Annotated in this window: 16 protein-coding genes; 3 read left to right on the top strand and 13 right to left on the bottom strand. The window is 59.1% G+C overall.

From position 1 onward, the window contains the following. Window positions 1–374: 374 nt before the first annotated feature. From A6U98_RS10350 to A6U98_RS10385, 8 genes are all read right to left on the bottom strand, one after another. On the bottom strand, window positions 375–788 hold the full coding sequence (locus A6U98_RS10350) for a DUF3830 family protein (RefSeq protein ID WP_018072093.1): 414 nt from the start codon (window positions 786–788) through the stop codon (window positions 375–377). Next, entirely contained in the window at window positions 785–2,218 is a 1,434-nt protein-coding gene (gene hydA, locus A6U98_RS10355) for a dihydropyrimidinase (protein WP_064649696.1), read from the bottom strand. The genes A6U98_RS10350 and hydA overlap by 4 nt, the downstream gene beginning before the upstream one ends. An 11-nt stretch (window positions 2,219–2,229) precedes the next feature. After that, a complete protein-coding gene (locus tag A6U98_RS10360; RefSeq protein ID WP_003543594.1) occupies window positions 2,230–2,958 on the bottom strand; it encodes an amino acid ABC transporter ATP-binding protein in 729 nt (242 codons plus the stop codon). Further along, the gene (locus A6U98_RS10365; RefSeq protein ID WP_156667830.1) at window positions 2,955–5,903 is read right to left on the bottom strand and encodes an FAD-dependent oxidoreductase; all 2,949 of its coding nucleotides are present in this window, start codon (window positions 5,901–5,903) and stop codon (window positions 2,955–2,957) included. The genes A6U98_RS10360 and A6U98_RS10365 overlap by 4 nt, the downstream gene beginning before the upstream one ends. After that, complete coding sequence (dapA, locus tag A6U98_RS10370; protein WP_029870935.1) at window positions 5,900–6,790, bottom strand: 4-hydroxy-tetrahydrodipicolinate synthase; 891 nt, start codon at window positions 6,788–6,790, stop codon at window positions 5,900–5,902. Before dapA ends, A6U98_RS10365 begins: the two co-directional genes overlap by 4 nt. 15 nt (window positions 6,791–6,805) lie before the next feature. Next, window positions 6,806–7,498: an amino acid ABC transporter permease gene (locus A6U98_RS10375; RefSeq protein WP_064649780.1), complete on the bottom strand. Its 693-nt coding sequence runs from the start codon at window positions 7,496–7,498 to the stop codon at window positions 6,806–6,808. A gap of 76 nt (window positions 7,499–7,574) precedes the next feature. Further along, window positions 7,575–8,411, bottom strand: a complete 837-nt coding sequence (locus tag A6U98_RS10380; RefSeq protein WP_018243921.1) for an ABC transporter substrate-binding protein — start codon at window positions 8,409–8,411, stop codon at window positions 7,575–7,577. 115 nt (window positions 8,412–8,526) lie between these two features. Continuing rightward, window positions 8,527–9,180 carry a GntR family transcriptional regulator gene (locus A6U98_RS10385; protein ID WP_197496369.1) on the bottom strand — a complete coding sequence of 218 codons (654 nt, stop codon included), beginning with the start codon at window positions 9,178–9,180 and terminating at the stop codon, window positions 8,527–8,529. A 112-nt stretch (window positions 9,181–9,292) separates the two neighbouring features. On the opposite strand from A6U98_RS10385, the gene A6U98_RS10390 reads away from it, so the two are divergent. Both A6U98_RS10390 and A6U98_RS10395 read left to right on the top strand, forming a co-directional pair. Continuing rightward, window positions 9,293–9,976: a GntR family transcriptional regulator gene (locus tag A6U98_RS10390; RefSeq protein ID WP_064649698.1), complete on the top strand. Its 684-nt coding sequence runs from the start codon at window positions 9,293–9,295 to the stop codon at window positions 9,974–9,976. Window positions 9,977–10,286: 310 nt separating this feature from the next. Next, window positions 10,287–11,144: a LysR substrate-binding domain-containing protein gene (locus A6U98_RS10395; protein ID WP_064649699.1), complete on the top strand. Its 858-nt coding sequence runs from the start codon at window positions 10,287–10,289 to the stop codon at window positions 11,142–11,144. A gap of 92 nt (window positions 11,145–11,236) precedes the next feature. On the opposite strand, the gene A6U98_RS10400 is transcribed toward A6U98_RS10395, so the two are convergent. The 4 genes from A6U98_RS10400 to A6U98_RS10415 form a co-directional block, all read right to left on the bottom strand. After that, window positions 11,237–12,535, bottom strand: a complete 1,299-nt coding sequence (locus A6U98_RS10400) for an aminotransferase class III-fold pyridoxal phosphate-dependent enzyme (RefSeq protein WP_082933867.1) — start codon at window positions 12,533–12,535, stop codon at window positions 11,237–11,239. Further along, entirely contained in the window at window positions 12,508–13,794 is a 1,287-nt protein-coding gene (locus A6U98_RS10405) for a TRAP transporter large permease (protein WP_064649701.1), read from the bottom strand. The genes A6U98_RS10400 and A6U98_RS10405 overlap by 28 nt, the downstream gene beginning before the upstream one ends. Then, window positions 13,791–14,255: a TRAP transporter small permease gene (locus A6U98_RS10410; RefSeq protein WP_064649702.1), complete on the bottom strand. Its 465-nt coding sequence runs from the start codon at window positions 14,253–14,255 to the stop codon at window positions 13,791–13,793. Before A6U98_RS10410 ends, A6U98_RS10405 begins: the two co-directional genes overlap by 4 nt. A 95-nt stretch (window positions 14,256–14,350) precedes the next feature. Then, a complete protein-coding gene (locus tag A6U98_RS10415) occupies window positions 14,351–15,349 on the bottom strand; it encodes a TRAP transporter substrate-binding protein (protein ID WP_064649703.1) in 999 nt (332 codons plus the stop codon). A gap of 222 nt (window positions 15,350–15,571) precedes the next feature. On the opposite strand from A6U98_RS10415, the gene A6U98_RS10420 reads away from it, so the two are divergent. Continuing rightward, entirely contained in the window at window positions 15,572–15,829 is a 258-nt protein-coding gene (locus A6U98_RS10420; protein ID WP_064649704.1) for a CrpP-related protein, read from the top strand. 93 nt (window positions 15,830–15,922) lie between these two features. Here the strand turns inward: A6U98_RS10420 and A6U98_RS10425 are convergent, their stop codons facing one another. After that, window positions 15,923–17,725, bottom strand: coding sequence for an adenine deaminase C-terminal domain-containing protein (locus A6U98_RS10425; RefSeq protein WP_064649705.1), 1,803 nt, complete (start codon window positions 17,723–17,725; stop codon window positions 15,923–15,925). Window positions 17,726–17,751 lie beyond the last annotated feature (26 nt).

Genomic DNA, 17,751 nt, shown 5'->3' on the forward strand with positions numbered 1-17,751 from the left:
GAGAGACGGGCGAGGAGGAATTGGCGGCGAAGCCATGAGCCTCTGCAGAAGAGACATCTTGCGCGTTTTTGGCTGCTTCTGCGACGGAGGCAGTTCTTGCGCCGCTCTTTTCGCAAGTTCGAAGTCAAAATCAAAAGACATTTCGGGCCTCGTCCACCATTGGAAATCTCGAAGAAAATCTCGAAGACTAGAATGCAGGAAACGTGCCAACCGATGCGTTAGGCGGTGCTGGCACGCTGGCGTCAACCCTGTCGCCTTGCGCTATTGCGCCTAAAGCGCGTCGCGATCTTTCAGATTCGCTCGTCGCGCTTTAGGTCTTTGTTTTTACGCATGTCGTTATCGCAAAACCGCTGCACAGTTTTGCGCGACATGCTTTAGGATACGGCCTCGAATCGAATAGACTGCGCGCCTTCCCACAGCGTCAGGCGCCCTATTTCGGCGAGTTGGTCGAGATTGGATGTGATTGTGATGAAATGATTGCCAGCCAGTTGGCCCATTTTCGATGAAAAATCGACGCCTCCGTAGGCAAGCAGGATTTCCGTTTCACTGATGCCGCCCGGGTAAAGGATGATATGACCGGGGGCCGGATGGCTTGTATGGTTCTCATAACCGACGCCGAAATCATGGTCGCCAAGCGGGATCCAAACGCCCTCACCAGACCAGCGAACGTGCACGATTTTCCCATCGAACGGCATCTGCTTGATGAATGCTTCACAGGTTTTGGGCGCTCTGGCAGTTTCCAGGACAGCGTCGAAGATGAATGGCCCTGCTGTAATTTTCAGTTTCATGATGTCGCTCTTGTTAGATTTGACTGCTTGTTGATTTGTCTCGCCGCGGCTTTCCGATATTGCCCGTGGCCCTTGGCACCCACCAGGACGCCGTTTTCGACGACAGCTTTTCCGGCGACAATTGTCGTTATCGGCCAGCCGGTGATCTCGATCCCCTCGTAGGGCGAATAGTCTGCGCCATCATGCAGGTCCGCATGACGGATGGTCCGCTGGATGGCTGGATCCCAGATCGCGATGTCCGCATCTGCCCCTACGGCAATCGTTCCCTTTTGTGGATAGAGGCCATAGGTCTTTGCATGGTTTGTTGATGTCAGGGCGACAAAGCGCGGCAGATCGATGCGTCCGGCCATGAACCCTTGCGAAAATAGGATGGGAAGGCGGGTTTCGATGCCTGGAATGCCATTGGGAATGTGCCTGAAATTCGTGCGGCCTTTGGGATTAAGCTTCCCGCGCTGGTCGTCGTAGCGGAATGGACAATGATCAGATGAAAAGAGTTCGAATGCCGCGGTCTCGATGCCGCGCCAGCATTCTTTCTGGGCATCTTCATCCCGCGGCGGCGGAGAGCAGACAAGTTTCGCGCCCTCCCAATCCATGCCGTCGAGGTCCTTGGCGGTGAGCGTCAGATATTGCGGGCAGGTTTCCCCGACGACCTTGACGCCTCTCGTCCTTGCGCGAGCGATCTCTTCCATCGCCTCGCCGTTCGAGACATGCACAATGACAACAGGAACGTCGACGATTTCGGCGAGCGTTAGGGCGCGGTGCGTGGCTTCACGTTCGACAGCGACCGGACGGGTAGAGGCATGAGCGCGTGGGGCAACGTCGCCGGCCAGCTCGTGTTTTTCGATCAGGAACCTGATTGCGTCCTCGTTTTCGCAATGGACCATGACGGTGGCGCCTGTCCGTCGCGCGACATCGAGCGTCTTCAGTATCTGCGCGTCATCGAGGCGCAGGCTCTCATAGGTCATGAAGACCTTCAGCGATGGATAGCCGTCGGCCACAAGCGCTGGCAACTCCTGGCCCAGCACGGCGTTGCTCGGGTCGGATATGATCAGATGAAAACTGACGTCGGTATAACACTGGCCCTCCGCGAGCGCATGATAGGCCGTTAGCGCCTCTCGCAGCGACTTGCCCTTTTCCTGAAGGCAGAACGGCATGATGGTCGTATTGCCGCCGAACACCGCCGATAGCGTTCCGCTCTCGAAGTCGTCCGCCATCTCGATCCCGTCGCCCGAAGGCTGGGAGATATGGACATGGCTGTCGATGCCGCCTGGAAGGACATATTTCCCCGAGGCGTCGATCGTGCGCGCAGCGCCCGACAGACTTTGTCCGATCTGGACAATCTTGCCGTCTTTAATGCCGATATCCGCCTGGAAAACATCCGCAGCAGTCGCCACCGTGCCGTTCTGAATAATGAGATCGTAGTTGCTCACAAGCCTGACCTTCAGTGTTGCAGGATTTTGCCAAGGAAAGCTTCGGTTCGCGGATTATGTTTTCCCGCGAAAAACTCCTCGCTCGGACGATCCTCGACGATCTCGCCCTGATCGATGAAAATCACGCGTGTCGCCACCCGGCGGGCAAATCCCATCTCATGGGTGACGACCATCATCGTCATGCCGTCCTTTGCCAGTCCGGTCATGACGTCGAGCACTTCGGAAATCATCTCTGGATCAAGCGCGGATGTCGGCTCGTCGAAGAGCATGGCGAGCGGATCCATCGCGAGCGCCCGCGCGATGGCCACGCGCTGCTGCTGCCCGCCGGAGAGTTGGCTTGGATATTTTTTCGCGTGGTCCGTCAGCCCGACGCGGTCAAGGAGCGCCATGGCCTTCGCGTGGGCTGCCGTTTCGCTGCGGCCAATGACAATCTTCTGCGCCAGCATGATATTGCCGATGATCGTCAGATGCGGAAACAATTCGAAATTCTGGAAGACCATGCCTACCCGTGTGCGAAGGTTCGGCAGGTCGGTCTTCGGGTCGCCGACTTCGATACCATGCACTCGGATCGAACCTTCCTGAAACTGCTCGAGCCCGTTGACGCATTTGATCAATGTCGATTTGCCCGACCCCGAGGGACCGCAGACAACCACGACCTCACCGCGCTCGACGTTCACCGAGCAGTTCTTAAGGACAGCGAACTGACCGTAATATTTGGTAACGCCAGTGATCTCAATCATGCCCGGCCTTTCTGGAAACGCGAGATGGAAAAGGGTTGCAAGGCTCTATCGGTCTCGCGACCGAGAACGAGCCGGGATGTTAACTGGCCGACGATCGGGCCGAGCGTGTAGCCGTTTGAAGTGACGGCGTTGAAGAACCCGGGCATTGACGGATGTTCGCCGAGGATCGGCGCGCCGTCGATATTGATGTTCATCGCCGCCCAGCTTCGGATGACGTGAAGTTTGCGCAGAGCGGGAACGACGTGCTGGGCAACCCAAAGGTTCCCCTCAAGGCTCGACAGTAGCGGGCGTGGATGTTGATGGACGGGATCGAGGCCTGCGGTCCAGCCGCCGCCGATGATGAAGTTCCCGTTTGCCGCCTGCTTCAGGGTCAGATGGCGGTCGGCATGGGCGACGAGACACGAGATCAAAGGTGCTGCGGCCTCGGTAACCACCATCTGCAGCGGAGCTCCAAATACCGGCACATGGACACCGAGCATCGCGCCGATCCTTGAAGCGAAGGCTCCGGCTGCATTGACGATCCGTTTTGCCCGCAATATGCCCCTCGATGTCTTGACCTCGAACCCGTCGTCCGAAGTCCTTATTCCGGTGACCTCGCAATTTTCGAAGACTTGAGCGCCGTCTCGCCGTGCTGCCTCCAATATATACTGCGTCGCGACGAGAGGATTGATCTTGCCCTCCTGGGAGCAGTAGGCAGCGCCGACGAAGTGAGAAGACAGAGCAGGCTCCAGAGAGCGCAGTTCCTCTTGCCCGATCAAGCGGCTATCAATCCCGGCCGCGCACTCCACCCCGACCTTTTCCGCCAGAAAACGCATGTGATCATCGGTTTCCGCCACCATGAGGCCGCCTGTGACCTTCATCTCGAAATCCTCTTCGAGTTCGCTTTGCAGCGCCGCCCACAGAGCGATTGAATCGCGCTGGAGGGGAAGTGTTTGTGCGGCCGCGCCGCCGCCACCTTCGGCACGGGCGCCATGATCGAAGGAAAGCAGCTGGGCATGAAGGCTTCCTGCATTCCCTCCTGATGCCAGCGAGTTCGCAAAAGCGCGCTCCACCACCGTAACGTCCTCGCCTTCCCGGGCAAGGAAGAGCGCCGTCGAAAGGCCTGCAATGCCTGCGCCGATCACCAGCGTGGACGTTTCCACCACCGGCAAAGCTTGAGGATTCGCCAATGCGGGTTTTTCCGGCAAAAGTGCGCGCTTGTGGCCGCCCCATTCCGGCTTTTCGACCGCAAGCGCTGCCAGCGGAATAGGTCGAAGTGGCATTTGCGGAGCCAGAAAACCGCTCGTTTCGCCAGCGAGGTGCCGTTCTTTCGCGACGTCAGCGATCGCTTTGCCGCAGTAGCGGCTCTGACACCGCCCCATGCCTGCACGCGACAGGCGCTTTAATGTCGAAACGTCCTGCGCACTATCTGCGCTGAGCGCCCTCAGGACACCGTAAGTCACGCCTTCGCAACGGCAGATCAATGCATCATCTGGCAGAATTGCCGTCTTTGTCTTTGCATCGTCCTTCGGCGCAAAGACCTGCCAAAGGGCTTCTTGAAACCGTCTGTGGCGGGCGAGCCGTTTCATTGGGCTTTCGTCGGTTTGGACAAGGAGGCCCAATTTTCGAGCAATCGCGGCGGCGGCGATCCGTCCTTCTGCAATCGCAACATGTGCGCCGCCGAAACGCGCCGCTTCACCGGCAATATGCACGTTCGCAAGCGTAGTCTGACCGTCGAGGTCTCGCACTGCCCGCAGATCTCCGTCGACGACCTCATGGCCGCATCCAAGTAGCCGCGACAGCTCATTGGAGGATGTGAAATTGCCGCCGATGAGGACCGTGTCGGCATCGAGATTGGTCTCGCCGCCTGGTCCGGCGAAGGTGACGCTCTCCACACGCTGCGAGCCGTTGATCGAGGTGAGTACGCTATTCCAGCCTATCCTGACGCCCGCGGACCTCAGCGTCGATATCTGGCGCAATCCGTGGCGGGCGAGGGCGGGATCCGTTGTCAGAAGGCCGAGGGCCGCCGCCGGCCGAGACCAGGGTGGCGGTGCTGCTTCCAGCAAAGCGACTATGGAGGCTCCTGCCTTTCGAAGTTCGTTTGCGACCTGCATATTCAAAGGACCGTTTCCGGCGACAATGATCCTTCGGCCGGGAACGGTGCCGTAGCTCCTCAGCAACGTCTGGGCGGCCCCTGTTGTCATCGCACCAGGAAGTGTCCAACCGCTCACCGAGGTTGGGCGTTCGTAGGCTCCCGTCGCGATGATGAGCATTTTCGGCTTGCAGTAAAACGCATGGCCGGACCCATAGCAGGCGATTATAAGCGAACCGTCGTCGTCACGTGCAGCACCCCACACCACCGCAGCACTTAGAAATGTCACGCCGTGATCGCGCACTTGCCCTATAAGCGCTGCGCCGGATAAAGCCTGCTCGTCACCACTCAATTGCTCAGCGGCGTTCCGTGTCGAGGGCTGTTTGAAATACTGCCCGCCGGCAGACGGCCGTTCATCAATGACAGTCACCTTGGCGCCGGCCGCAGCAAGGACCTCCGCGGCGGCAAGCCCTGCAGGCCCGGCTCCGACAATGAGAACGTCCATCGTCCTTGTCGTCAAGGAATGCGGCACACCGCAGAGATCGGCAATCTGACCAGTGCCAAGATCTGGCCGCGCAGCAGGACGCAGAACCTGCATGTCATTGTCGACAGTGGTCATGCAGGCCCGCTGGCTGACTTTTCCGTCGATCGTCACGAGACAGTCGTGACAGACACCCATTCCGCAGAAGAGGCCACGGCCCTCGCCTTTGATGCCTCGGGAAAATTCATGCCGCCCCGTCGCCTCGATGGCGGCGGCAACCGACATGCCCTTTTCGGCAAATATCTGCAGACCGTCGACCGAGAGCCTGACCCGCGCATCGTCGGGCCTCAAACTCTGGTTTATGGAAGCGACGGGCATCATGGAATTCCTCAGACGCTGAACGTCAGATCGAAATCGGCCACCAGCCTCTTCATGGCGGCATCCTGCGCGGGCGGCAAGGGCAGGCGCGGCGGACGCGGCAGGCCTGCGCCAAATCCCATGTGGGTCAGCAGTGACTTCGTTCCCGCGACATAGGCCTGGCCCCCGACCGCCTGAATGACAGGCAGCCATTTGAGGTAAAGCTCTCTTGCCTCATCGAACTTTTTCTCATTTGCGACAAGTTCGAAGATCCGCGCCATCGGTCCTGGCGCAACATTTGAAGCCACTGCCACCCAGCCCTGCGCACCCATAACGAAAGACTCGAACCCGAGAATACCCCCGAACACAGTCATATCGTCGCCAGCCAGCCGGATGATATCGCGCACGCGCGTCACTTCGAGGGTGGACTCCTTGATATAGTCGCAGCCGTCGATTTCGGCGATGCGCTTGACCAACTCTGGCGTCAGATCGACGTTTGCGGTGGCGGGATTGTTGTAGACCATAATCGGGATGGCCACGGCAGACGCAATGCTCTTGTAGTGGTGAACGAGTTCGTCGTCCGTTGGGGTGGAATAGAACGGCGGAATAATCATGACGCCGTCAGCCCCCATTGCCTCGGCCTTGACGCTCAGGCGAATGGACTCCCGCGTATCTTCCGCTCCCGTGCCGATCAGAACAGGCACCCGTCCCGCCACAGTTTCGATGACGGTCCGCGCCACACCATCGCGCTCTTCCTCGCTGAGCGATAGAAACTCGCCCGTCGATCCAAGGGGGATCAGGCCATGGATACCTTCTTTGACCTGCCAGTCGGTAAAGGCAGCCAGCCCCTTCAGATCGACCGCGCCGCTGGGATCCAAGGGAGTAATCATCACGGTGTAGACACCGCGGAACGTCTTCTGCATTTGAAAATCCTGGTTCTAGCGCTTCTCGTTAACGGAAAGCCGAGATCCGGCTTGACCGAGACGCTTTTCGATATGGCTCTGGAAGAAGTCCCAGAGTGTTGTGAGGAGGAGGTAATAAATCGCCGCGACCGCGAACAGTTCGAGCACCATGAACCGCTCCTGGATGAGAACCTGGGTCCGGCGAAGAAGTTCTTCGACCGAGATGACGGAGGTGACGGAGGTCGTTTTCAAGAGACCGTTCACCGAATTGCCGAGAGGCGGAACGATAACTTTGAAGGCTTGCGGCATGACGATGTAGCGCATGATCTGACGCTCTGTCATGCCGAGCGCGCGCGCTGCCCTGGTCTGGCCTTCCGGCACGGCTTCGATTCCGGCACGAATGATCTCCGCGAGATAAGCCGCCTCGTTGAGAGCCAATCCGAGCAACGCCGCCTCTATGACGGTGAATTTGATGCCGAACAGCGGAAGCGCCGTGTAGATCGCAATCAACTGTACAAGAAGCGGTGTGCCGCGAAAAAGCCAGATATACGCCTTGGCAATGTAGGTTGGCACCCGCCGCGACGATCGCCGCATCAATGCAAGGGCAAAACCAAGAATTAGCCCCGCAACCAACGAGACGACGGTGAGCCAGACGGTCGTGAACACCCCGCCAAGTATAAAGGGGTTGAACAGGTAACCGAAGAAGCCAGACCAGTTCCAAAGCGACATGAAGACGACCTTCTGCAAGAGGGCTGGCGCGACGTGGCCGCGCCCGCCTCATCTCTAAACGATCTTTGAAATCAGTTCAGCGGCCGGGGCCTTTGACCGAATAGTCACCCGCGACCATCGGCAGACCGTATTTGTCAAACAGCGCCTTCAGAGATCCATCCGCCTTCATGTCCTTCAACGTCGCAGACACGGCATCAGCCAAAGCCGGGCTTTTGAATGCGACAGAAACCGGAGCGGGGTAGAGGCCGCTGATTGCCCGTTTGAAGTCCCCGCGAGAATCGTACTCCTTGGCGACGGCGTCGATCGACACGACACCCTGCACCTGGCCTGCCCGCAGAGCCTGGTAGGCCAGGGCGAAATTATCGAACGTCTGGATGGTCAAGCCTTCTTTGCCCGCGTCACGCAGTTCCTTGTCGAGAAGGCGTGTCTTTGTTTCCTCGAAACCACCGATTTCGACACCGATCGTCATGCCGGCCAGATCATCTTTTGCGGCGACGTTTTTCTTCGAATCCGGTGCCACGGAGACGCTGATGGCCTGATCTTCATAGGGGATCATCTGCATGATCTTGGCGCGTTCTTCGGTGAAGAAAATGCCTGTATTGATCATATCCCAACGGCCAGCCTGCAGGCCCGGAACCATCGCGGAGAATTCGATGCGGACATATTCGGGTTCAAGGCAAAGGCGCTTGGCGATCTCTTTGCCGAGGTCGATGCGCATGCCCTTCAGATCGCCCGTGGAGTCGATGAACTGGAGCGGAGGAAGCGTTGGATTGGTCGACATGACGAGCGTGCCGGGCTTGATCAACTCGCCTGCCGCCACTTTGGGTTCGCAGGATTGAGCGAAGGCAAAAGACGCTGTGATCGACAGGAAGGACGCGGCAAGAACGCTGCGAGAGAAGTGTGAACGGAGCATGGAGAGCCTCTGGAGTTCGGTTCTTTATCGTTGGATCCCAACCCTGCATTCAAGTGGGATCCCACTTTTATACAAAAGTTCACCGTGGATGCAAGTGCATTCTCAATTCATCGATTCAGTAGTTCGCAAGGACGCCCTGGCGGACGACTTCGAGATGATCGGTCATGGCTCGGCGAGCCCCCTCGGCGTCGTTGGCGGCCAAGGCAAGCAGGATCGCTCGATGTTCTCGCACGCCCGGCTTCGCGCGCACGACAGGCAGCTGTCGCTCGAAGATCGTTGTGTAGCGTCGCATCTCCCCGATCGTGGTTGCCATAAAGGGGTTGCGGCTCTCGTTTGCGATATAGTTGTGAAGCGCGTCGTCAAACGCCCAGACCACCTCAGGGTCAGGTTCGGGGTCGGCCTCGATCTCGTCCAGCATCCTTGTCAAAGGGTCCAGTTCAAGTTGCGAAACGTGGGGACTGGCGAGCGCGGCTGCAGTTGGTTCGAGCAGCATCCTCATGGTGAGACTGTCAAGGTAATCCTTGAGACTGATGACCCTGACCGAGAGAACGCTTTTTTCGTTTCTGACAAGTAGTCCCTCTCCTTCGAGACGTCCCAGCGCGTGGCGCATGGGAGAACGCGAAACAGCATGTTTAGTCGCCAGGCGGCGTTGCTGGACGACCGATCCCCCCGCGAGCCTGGCTGATAGAATATCGGCCAGCAGGGAACGGTAGGTTTCGTCAGCAAGGCTGGAGTCGCCAACTTCATTCAGACCATCGTCCATCTGCACTCGTTCCAGTCCTTTTCCAAATCGGCTATCATATGTAACAAGTGATCGCGTAAGGAAAGCGCGGTGCCGCGTCGAGCGACCAACGCCATGAAGAACAAGGAAATAGCAAACGGTGACAGACGCCTTAGCGGCCCCGGGTCGGAGAATTGCGGAGAAAGGGCAGCATAATCTTGCATCGCTGACCTACAAGGCCGTGTCCGACATGATCCGGCATCGCCGGCTGAAAGGCGGGCATGTCATCGTTGAGGCAAGGCTTGCCGAGACACTCGGGATTTCGAGGACACCGCTGCGCGAAGCGCTGCAGAGGTTGGAGGGCGAAGGCCTGGTTCGCAAGGGCGATGGCCGAAACTACGTCGTGCGACAGGTGGATGTCGGCGAGTATCTTCAAAGCTTGAAACTGAGGTTGTTGATCGAACCTGAAGCGGCGGTATTGTCGATCAACGCCATTCCGAGGCGGCTTTTGATGAGCGTCCGGCAGGAAATCCACGACCTTTTGGATGCGACGGCGTATCACACAGACGCGCACTGGTTCTCGGACGACAATCTCCATAATATGATCATCGATCATTGCGGCAACGCGGTAATGGCAAAGGTACTGCGGGAGCTCCGGGCGACCACGCGTCTCTTCGAAATCGACCGCCTGAAAGATCGCCTGAAGCCGGACTCCACGGAACATCTCGTTATCATCGAGGCGATCGACCGGGGCGACGTCGAAGAAACTCGCCGAGCTGTCGCCCAACACATCGAAAGCCTCATCGCATTTACGCGAATGCATCTACAAGTCGCTGACCTTTAGTATTGCAGTTGCTTTTGTGTGTCACGGCAAGTCGGGTTGGATGCGCGGCGGCGGCGGGCGACACCGGCCTGTGGTGGCAGCAGGCTATTCTGGGGCGTGGTCATTGGGACGCGGCTGGTTTCTGCGACATCGTGTGTCCATGCCCTTGAGACTTGGCTGGCCAAATCGGCGTGTTCGCATCATGACCAAGCGCTTTACTCACTTGAGGAAAGGGAGAATGATATCTGCAGTCCGGCGGTCTTTTGGTGAAGCTCGCTTAGTCGGAACGATCAGATCGCCGCACGTCTCATAGCGAGTTCCAAGGTTCAAAATGCAGCACTTCGACACAGATGCGCTCGCGACCTTCGTGGCAGTGGCCGACGCCGGTGGCTTTACTGCAGCAGGGTCGAGGATCGGCAAGTCGCAAGCGGCCGTCAGTCTCATCATCGCCCGTTTTGAAGAACAGATCGGGCGGAAGCTATTTGACCGGACAAGACGCGGCGTGCACCTGACTGAAACAGGCGAGATCCTGATTGGCTATGCCCGCCGTATCATTGCAATCGAGGACGAGGCGCTGGCAGCGCTCGATCCAGGTGCCATGCGCGGCTATGTCCGTCTTGGAATGCCGGACGACTACATCGAGCTGTTTGGCAAGCCTTTGATTGAAGAGTTTTCGCGCGCCAATCCCCGTATCCAAGTCGAGATCCAGTGCGATTTCTCCCGCTCCCTCGAGGCGATGGTCGAACATGGCACTATCAATCTCGCTATCATCACTCGTGCACCGGATTCCATCGTCGGCGAGTTGCTGCGTCGCGAGCCGCTGGTCTGGTGCGGACCTCCGGATGGGCAGATTGAGCGGCAGCGGCCCCTGCCTCTTGCCCTGTTTCCGGAGAAGGATTGTCGGGCACGGCCCCATATCGTCCACGCTCTCACCCAGGCCGGCATCGGATGGCGAGCGGCATGGACATCCTCACATCTACCGTCGATTCAGGCGGCGCTGGATGCTGGTGCCGCGGTTACAGCTTTGCCGGCCTCCGTTGTCGCTTCGCGACACCGCCGTCTGACCGCGGAAGACGACGGCCTGCCGTCGCTGAAACCGCTTGAGATCGCCCTTCTCGTTCCACATGGCGCGCGAGCCGCTGTTCGCACGGTCGCCAGCTTCGTCCGCTCGCATTTTCAGCAGCTTTGACACTATCTACAGTCGCCGCGATCAGGGTCGCGATACGGCGAACGGCCCGTTGCAAGGCATATGGTTTTCAGGATCCCAAAACAGCAAATTGGCTAAGCCGCCATGGCCCTTGCAGCGTCTTCAAAAATACCGATCATCTCGTCGACAACGCCATCGGTGTGGGCATTGGAAAGATAGAGGCGTCCGAAGGCAAACGGCATGATCAACAGCCCGCGGCGGCGAAGCGCCTCGTGAAGTTTGAGGGTCATGACGGCATTTGCCCTGTCCAGCGTCTCTGCGTAGTTCGAGGGCGGGCTATCGGCAAACCAGATTGTAAACACAGAGCCCTCCCCAGAGGTTGTAACCGCCCTTCCACAACTGGCAAAAGCTGAATTTATGCCATGCCTTAACCGCTCGCCCCGCGCCAGCAAGGCAGCGTAATCGAGGTCTCTCAGAACCTGAAAGGTTGCGGTGACGGCGGCTGTGGCCACTGGATTGCCGCTGTAAGTTCCGGCGCGGTTGACCGTACCTTCTTCTGCAAGCGCCATGAGGTCGGGTCGACCGAGGATAGCGGCCACTGCGACGCCACTGCCGATGGCTTTGCCGACGGTGGCCAGATCTGCTTCCACCTGCATGCTATGCCCCGTCAGCCCGAAACGCGTGCGAAATCCCATCAGCACTTCGTCGAGAATGACAAGCGCGCCATGGCGCCGCGCCGTGGCTTCCACATGCGCAAGATAGCCGGGCGCTGCCGGGATGCATCCCGCATTGGCCAGCATCGGTTCCAGGATAACGGCAGCGATGTCACTGTTTTCCGCGAACAGTTGATCGACGTCATCGAAATCGTTGAACCGCAGCAGCGTGGTTCGCTCGTGCACGGGCCTTGCGTTTGTGAGCATTGCCGCATCGGCGGATCCCGCCTGGCCCAGCGTGACATCGTCATACCAGCCATCATAGCCGGCAGCCATTTTTGCGATATAGGAGCGGCCCGTGGCAGCGCGAGCGAGTCGGCAAGCGAGATGAACAGCCTCGCTGCCGGTATTGGTAAAAATCGCCCGTGACAAATGCTGTGTCGCCGCGGTCAGCACGCTGGCAGCTTCCTCCTCTCCATCATGGGCAAAGGCCGGCATCGGCCCATTGCGCAGGGCGGCCGTGACGGCCTCGACAACCAGCGGATTCGCATGGCCGATCACCGTCGCCCCAAATCCGAGCGCCGTATCGATATATTGGCGCTGTCTGTCGTCCCAGATATAGGCACCTTGGGACCGTCGGGCGACAAAGGGTTTGCCATCCATGGGTGGCAAGGCCCGCCCGGCGCTGGAGATTCCTCCAACCAGATGTGTCGTCATCGTATTTGTCCATTCGTTGCGGCCACGGACGGTTGCTAGAACCCGAAGTAACGCGGAAGCCACTCCGTCGTCTCCGGAATGAAGGCGACGAGCAGCAGGCAGATGTTGCTGGTAATGAAGAACGGGATAAGCCTGCGCGTAACCGCGTTCACCCCGACCTTGGCGACGTTGCAGACGACGAAGATGTTGGTCCCCACCGGCGGCGTGAACAATCCAATACCCAGCGCCATCGTGAAGATCAGACCAAGTTGATATGGCTGAAGCCCTGCTTCGACGCCAATCGGATGAACGATCGGTGCGAGGATAATCAGCGAAGGCCCAAGGTCCGCCCAGGTGCCGACGAAGGTCAAAAGCGCCAGGATGAGCAGGATCGTGATGGTCGGACCGGCTCCCCAAGCATGAAGCAGCCCGGCGGTCCATTGCGGAATCTGCTCGACGGTCAATATCCAGGAAAATGGAACGGAAACAGCCATGATGATCATGATCGCGCCGGACATGCGCACCGTCTCCACCCCGATCTTCCAAAGGCCGGCTAAGGTAATTTCGCGGTAGAGGACGCCTCCGACCAGAAGAGCCCAGACCACTGCCACGAAAGCAGCCTCCGTCGTTGTCGCAAGCCCACTCAGCATGGAACTGAGAACCGCAATAGGCATCATCAACGCAGGAAGTGCCCGCAAAAGGTGCTTGCTGAAGCTTGTTACGGTCGGACGGGTCTCCGACTTTGGAAAGTTCTCCTTCACCCCGACCCACCAAGCTGTGAGCATGAATGTGACCGCCAACATAAGGCCCGGAATAATGCCTGCTGCAAACAGCCCGCCGATCGACGTATCCGTTATCACGCCATACATGATCATCACGACGCTCGGCGGCAGGATGATGCCGAGGGTCCCGGCTGCGGCGGTGACGGCTGCCGAGAAATCCCTTGGATAGCCGCGTTCGGCCATCGCCGGAATCATGATGGCGCCGACAGCACCCGTGTCGGCCGTGGCCGATCCGGTGATACCGCCATAGATCATGCAGGTCGCGACATTGACGACGCCCAGTCCACCCCTCACCCATCCGAACATGTCGTTGGCAAGATCGATGATCCGGCGCGTCAGGCCACCCTCGTTCATGATGCCGCCGGCCACGAGAAACAGCGGGATGGACGCCAATGAAATGGAATCGGCTCCCATATAGACCTGTTGCGCAAACCAGGAGGGTGGGAGCGGAACCAGACCGAAATAAATGACGACAAGGGTGGAAAACGCGATCGACCATGCGACCGGCACACCAGTGTAGAGCGTGATGGCGAAGACCCCGAAGAGAACCAGAAGTGTCATCGGCCACGCTCCCGGATTGCTGAAACAATACGAGCAATGGCGATGACGGCGAGAGTGGCGCCCATGAAGACGATGATGCTCTGAACGGTCCAACTCGGCGCGCGCATGACGGGTGTGGGAACAAATCCCGTGCGCGCAAGCATGGCCTTGCCGCTCCACAGAAAGGCGGCGGCGACGGCGAGCAGGACGAGATTGTGATAGATGCGAAACCAGCGATTGCGGCCGCTGGTGGACGTGTTTCCGTCGATGGAGACGTTCTCCCCGGCGACCTCTGAGAGAACAGCACCGATCGCGGTCGTCCACAAAAACAGGATACCGACCATTTCAAATGACCAAGTGATTCCGGAGAGACCGAGATAGCGGCCCACAGCGCCAAGGCCGGTCGAGAGAATTAGGGCGACGACAACCAGGACACCAGCGATCGTCATCACGAAGACCGCTGAAGAAGCGAGGCGTTTCATGGGGGTTTCCATCGAAATAGGAAGTGGCTGCATTGGCAACGGATGCGGCAAGAACACGTCGGAGGGGCCGATCGCATCCTCGCCGCAGCTATTACCTACTTTCCGGTTGCTGCCGAGCGCACGGACGACACCAGATCGTCCCCCCATTCCGCCCCGAATTTCGCGTAAACAGGATCCACCATGGCACGGAACGGTGTCGTGTCCACTGTTGTGACCGTAACGCCCTTCGACTTAAGGTCCTCGATGACCTGGGCATAGACCTCGTCGAGTTTTCCGCGGTACCAGATCGTCGTCTCTTCGACTGCCTTGGTCACCGCAGCCTGGTTTTCCGGGCTCAGGGCGTCGAAGCGCTCCTTGTTCATAAACCAGTAGTTCGGGGTCCAGATATAGTTGGAGACCGATAGGAACTTCGCGCTTTCGTACCATTTCTGATCCGCGAAATCGCGTATTTCCGGCTCCACGCCGTCGACCACATGCGATTGCAGCGAGGTATAGACTTCCCCGAAAGGAATCGATTGCGGCAGGGCGCCCAGTTGTTCGATGGTTGCAAGAATGACCGGGTTCGGCGGCGTCCGCAGCTTCAGACCCTTGATATCCTCCGGTGTAGCGATTGATTTGCTGACGGTTGCAAATTGACGGAAACCGGAATCAAGCGCGCCCAGCATCTTGAAGCCGTTGTCGGCGCCCGTGTCGAAGACCTTCTTCCCGACTGGTCCGTCGAGAAAGGTGTGCGCTGCGTTTGCATCGGAAAACAAGAACGGCAAGGTGACGACGTTGAGCTTCGGATCGATCGCATCCGCAACGCCGCCTAAGCCGATATCGATGGAGCCGGAGCCGACACCATCGGCGATCGGTCCTTCATCGCCCAACTGACCATCTGGAAAAATCTGGACGGTAAGGCCGCCCTTGGTTTCGCCGGCGAGCTTGTCGGCGAACATGACGACAGCCTCCTGAATGAGGCTCTTCGAACTTGACGCGTGGGCGAGCCGAAGGGTTTCGGCATTCGCTTGGCCGGTGCAAAGCAACAGGATGCCGGCGATGGTGGACATGGAAAGGCGACCGGCGTGAGCCCGCATTATATTGAATTCCAACATGTTACCCTCTTTGTCATTGTTATGACCAAGAGTATGTGCGGCCTTTCTCAGGGGTTCAATCGGCAAAGCAACGTCTTCGATCAGGAAGTGTTATGTTGCCATATCAGATCGTTATGCTGCACCGCTTGTCATCGCAACTGTCCCAAATTAACCCATTAATTAGCATTCACTTGCATGCGCGGACTGCGATGCTACCGTCGCCGGCATCGTGGGGGATCGCGTATGACAATTGAAGAGCTGATCGATTTACAGGAAGCAGGCTCAAGGGCGCGGGTGCTCGGCCTGAAGGCTCACGAAAACCCATACCTCGCCGCCCATAGGATGCCGACTGGTGATACCGGCGCCCTCGGGGATTGGCTTGCGCGTCACGACGCGTGGAAGTTCGGTTGGGAAGCGGAAGACGCTAGTCGCGAAGGTAGGATTGTTACGCACTTCAAGGAACTGATATCGGTTGCCAAACGAGGTGTGCTCGATGCCTAACGTTATTGATGGTGGTTCGCTCGCGACAAGTTAGGTTTCTTGCCTCGTCACGGCGAAGGATCGGCACCTCTTTCACCATCGGATTGCCCGCGTTCAGGCCTTTTCGAAGAGCGGCGAGATCACCATTTCCGGCACCAGCACCAGACCCTTGTCGGTTATCCGGATTTCCGGGATGACCGACAGCGGGATAAGGTTGAAGCCCATATAGGCGATGGTGCAGCCTGCCCTTTCCCATTCGAGCTTCAAGGCCTTTACCTCGTCCGCGACCTGGTGCACGCGCTTGTCGGACAAAAGCCCGGCGATCGGCAGTGGCACCATGGCCGTCACCTTGCCGTCCATGACGACACAGACGCCACCCTGCTTTTCTTCGATCGCGTCGAGCGCCACCTGCATGTCCGCGGCATTGGTGCCGGCGACGATGATGTTGTGGCTGTCGTGGCCGACCGAGGATGCGACAGCGCCTTGTCTGAGCCCGAAGCCGTTGAGCAGTCCGTGGGCGACATTGCCGGCAGACTTGCCGTGACGCTCCACCACCGTCACGAAGCAGAGGTCGTGCTTGTCGAAATGGGCTTGCCAGTCATTGGCCGGTTCCAGCGTGACGGTGACGTGGCCGAGGGTAATGCCAGGTAGCTCCGTCTTGATCGTATGAGCGACGACTGTCTCCGTCGGCAGGTCCGGTGTCAGCTTGAGATTTTTTGGCAGTTTGACCGTGTGGTAGGCGGCATCCGGATAGCGGTACGGTTTCGACAGGGCTTCGTCGAGGATCGGCGTGATCTTCTTGCCGTCGACGACGAGCTCGCCGCCGTACCAGGTGCTAACAGGCGTAAGGTCGTCGCTGAGAAGCACCAGGTCCGCGCGGCGTCCGCCGCCCAGACCGCCGATTTCGCCTTCCATGCCGAACCGCGTCGCGCCGTGCAGCGAACCCATCGCCCAGGCCTCTTCCGGCCTCATGCCGTATTTCACGGCTTCGCGCGTTACCCAGTCCAGGCCGAAGGTAAGCAGATCTTCGGCATCACGGTCGTCGGTGCAGACGGCGACGCGCTTGTGGGAGGCGCCGAGCTCGGTGATCGTCTTGATCGCCTGCGGCAGCGAATGCCAGGGGGTCGTCGGCGGGCCGCCGCGCAGGAAGATCCACACGCCGGCTTCCAGCAGGTCGTCGGCAATGTCGCGGTCGATGGCTTCATGCGTGTCGGTAACGCCGGATGCGGCATAGGCGGCAACAAACTCTCGTCCGTAGACGTGGCCCGACACCGGCCTGCCGCGCTCGAGTGCTGCAGCCAGGATCGCATGGCTGCGCTCGTCGCCCATCGCAACGGGGACAAAATCCATTTTCTCACCGAGAGCCACGGCTTCCGGCCATTTGTCGAACAGGGCGGCGATCTTGTCCGGCGTCAGGTCGCCGCCGGCTGTTTCCAGATCAGGCGTCGTCGCCGGCACGGTGCTCGGCACGGTCAGGAAGATCGACAGCGGCGCCTGCCGTGCATCCTCGAGCATGGCCTCGACGCCGGCGACGTCCATGACATTGCCGATCTCGTGGCTGTCGCAGAAGATCGTCGTCGTGCCGTTGAGGAGCGCCGCTTCCGCATAGGCGCAGGCCGTCACCATCGAGGATTCGATATGGATATGCGGATCGACCAGGCCAGGGGCGATGATGCCGCCTCTGGCGTCGTAGAGCTTGGCGCTCCCGCCTCTGTAGCTGCCGGCCGGCTTCACTGCTGCGATGCGGCCCCCCGAAATCCAGACTTCGCGTCCGTCGAGAAAACGCTCCGAATAGGTGGACAAAACGCGTGCGCCTTGGATGACCAGGTCGGGTTCGCGACGAGCGGAGGCGACATCGGCAAGACGGCGGGTCATAGTCGAGAGCGGCTGAACGGAGAAGCGGGTAAGCGTGCTCATGAAAACCTCATTTCCAGGGCTCGGGG

Origin of the sequence: Rhizobium sp. WYCCWR10014, assembly GCF_001657485.1 — a bacterium.
GTDB lineage: Bacteria > Pseudomonadota > Alphaproteobacteria > Rhizobiales > Rhizobiaceae > Rhizobium.

Excerpts from the sequence above, each read along its gene's own strand:
- A6U98_RS10350 (WP_018072093.1), bottom strand. The coding sequence starts at position 788 with ATGAAACTGAAAATTACAGCAGGGCCATTCATCTTCGACGCTGTCCTG.
- A6U98_RS10360 (WP_003543594.1), bottom strand. The coding sequence starts at position 2,958 with ATGATTGAGATCACTGGCGTTACCAAATATTACGGTCAGTTCGCTGTC.
- dapA (WP_029870935.1), bottom strand. The coding sequence starts at position 6,790 with ATGCAGAAGACGTTCCGCGGTGTCTACACCGTGATGATTACTCCCTTG.
- A6U98_RS10375 (WP_064649780.1), bottom strand. The coding sequence starts at position 7,498 with ATGTCGCTTTGGAACTGGTCTGGCTTCTTCGGTTACCTGTTCAACCCC.
- A6U98_RS10380 (WP_018243921.1), bottom strand. The coding sequence starts at position 8,411 with ATGCTCCGTTCACACTTCTCTCGCAGCGTTCTTGCCGCGTCCTTCCTG.
- A6U98_RS10395 (WP_064649699.1), top strand. The coding sequence starts at position 10,287 with ATGCAGCACTTCGACACAGATGCGCTCGCGACCTTCGTGGCAGTGGCC.
- A6U98_RS10405 (WP_064649701.1), bottom strand. The coding sequence starts at position 13,794 with ATGACACTTCTGGTTCTCTTCGGGGTCTTCGCCATCACGCTCTACACT.
- A6U98_RS10410 (WP_064649702.1), bottom strand. The coding sequence starts at position 14,255 with ATGAAACGCCTCGCTTCTTCAGCGGTCTTCGTGATGACGATCGCTGGT.
- A6U98_RS10415 (WP_064649703.1), bottom strand. The coding sequence starts at position 15,349 with ATGTTGGAATTCAATATAATGCGGGCTCACGCCGGTCGCCTTTCCATG.
- A6U98_RS10420 (WP_064649704.1), top strand. The coding sequence starts at position 15,572 with ATGACAATTGAAGAGCTGATCGATTTACAGGAAGCAGGCTCAAGGGCG.
- A6U98_RS10425 (WP_064649705.1), bottom strand. The coding sequence starts at position 17,725 with ATGAGCACGCTTACCCGCTTCTCCGTTCAGCCGCTCTCGACTATGACC.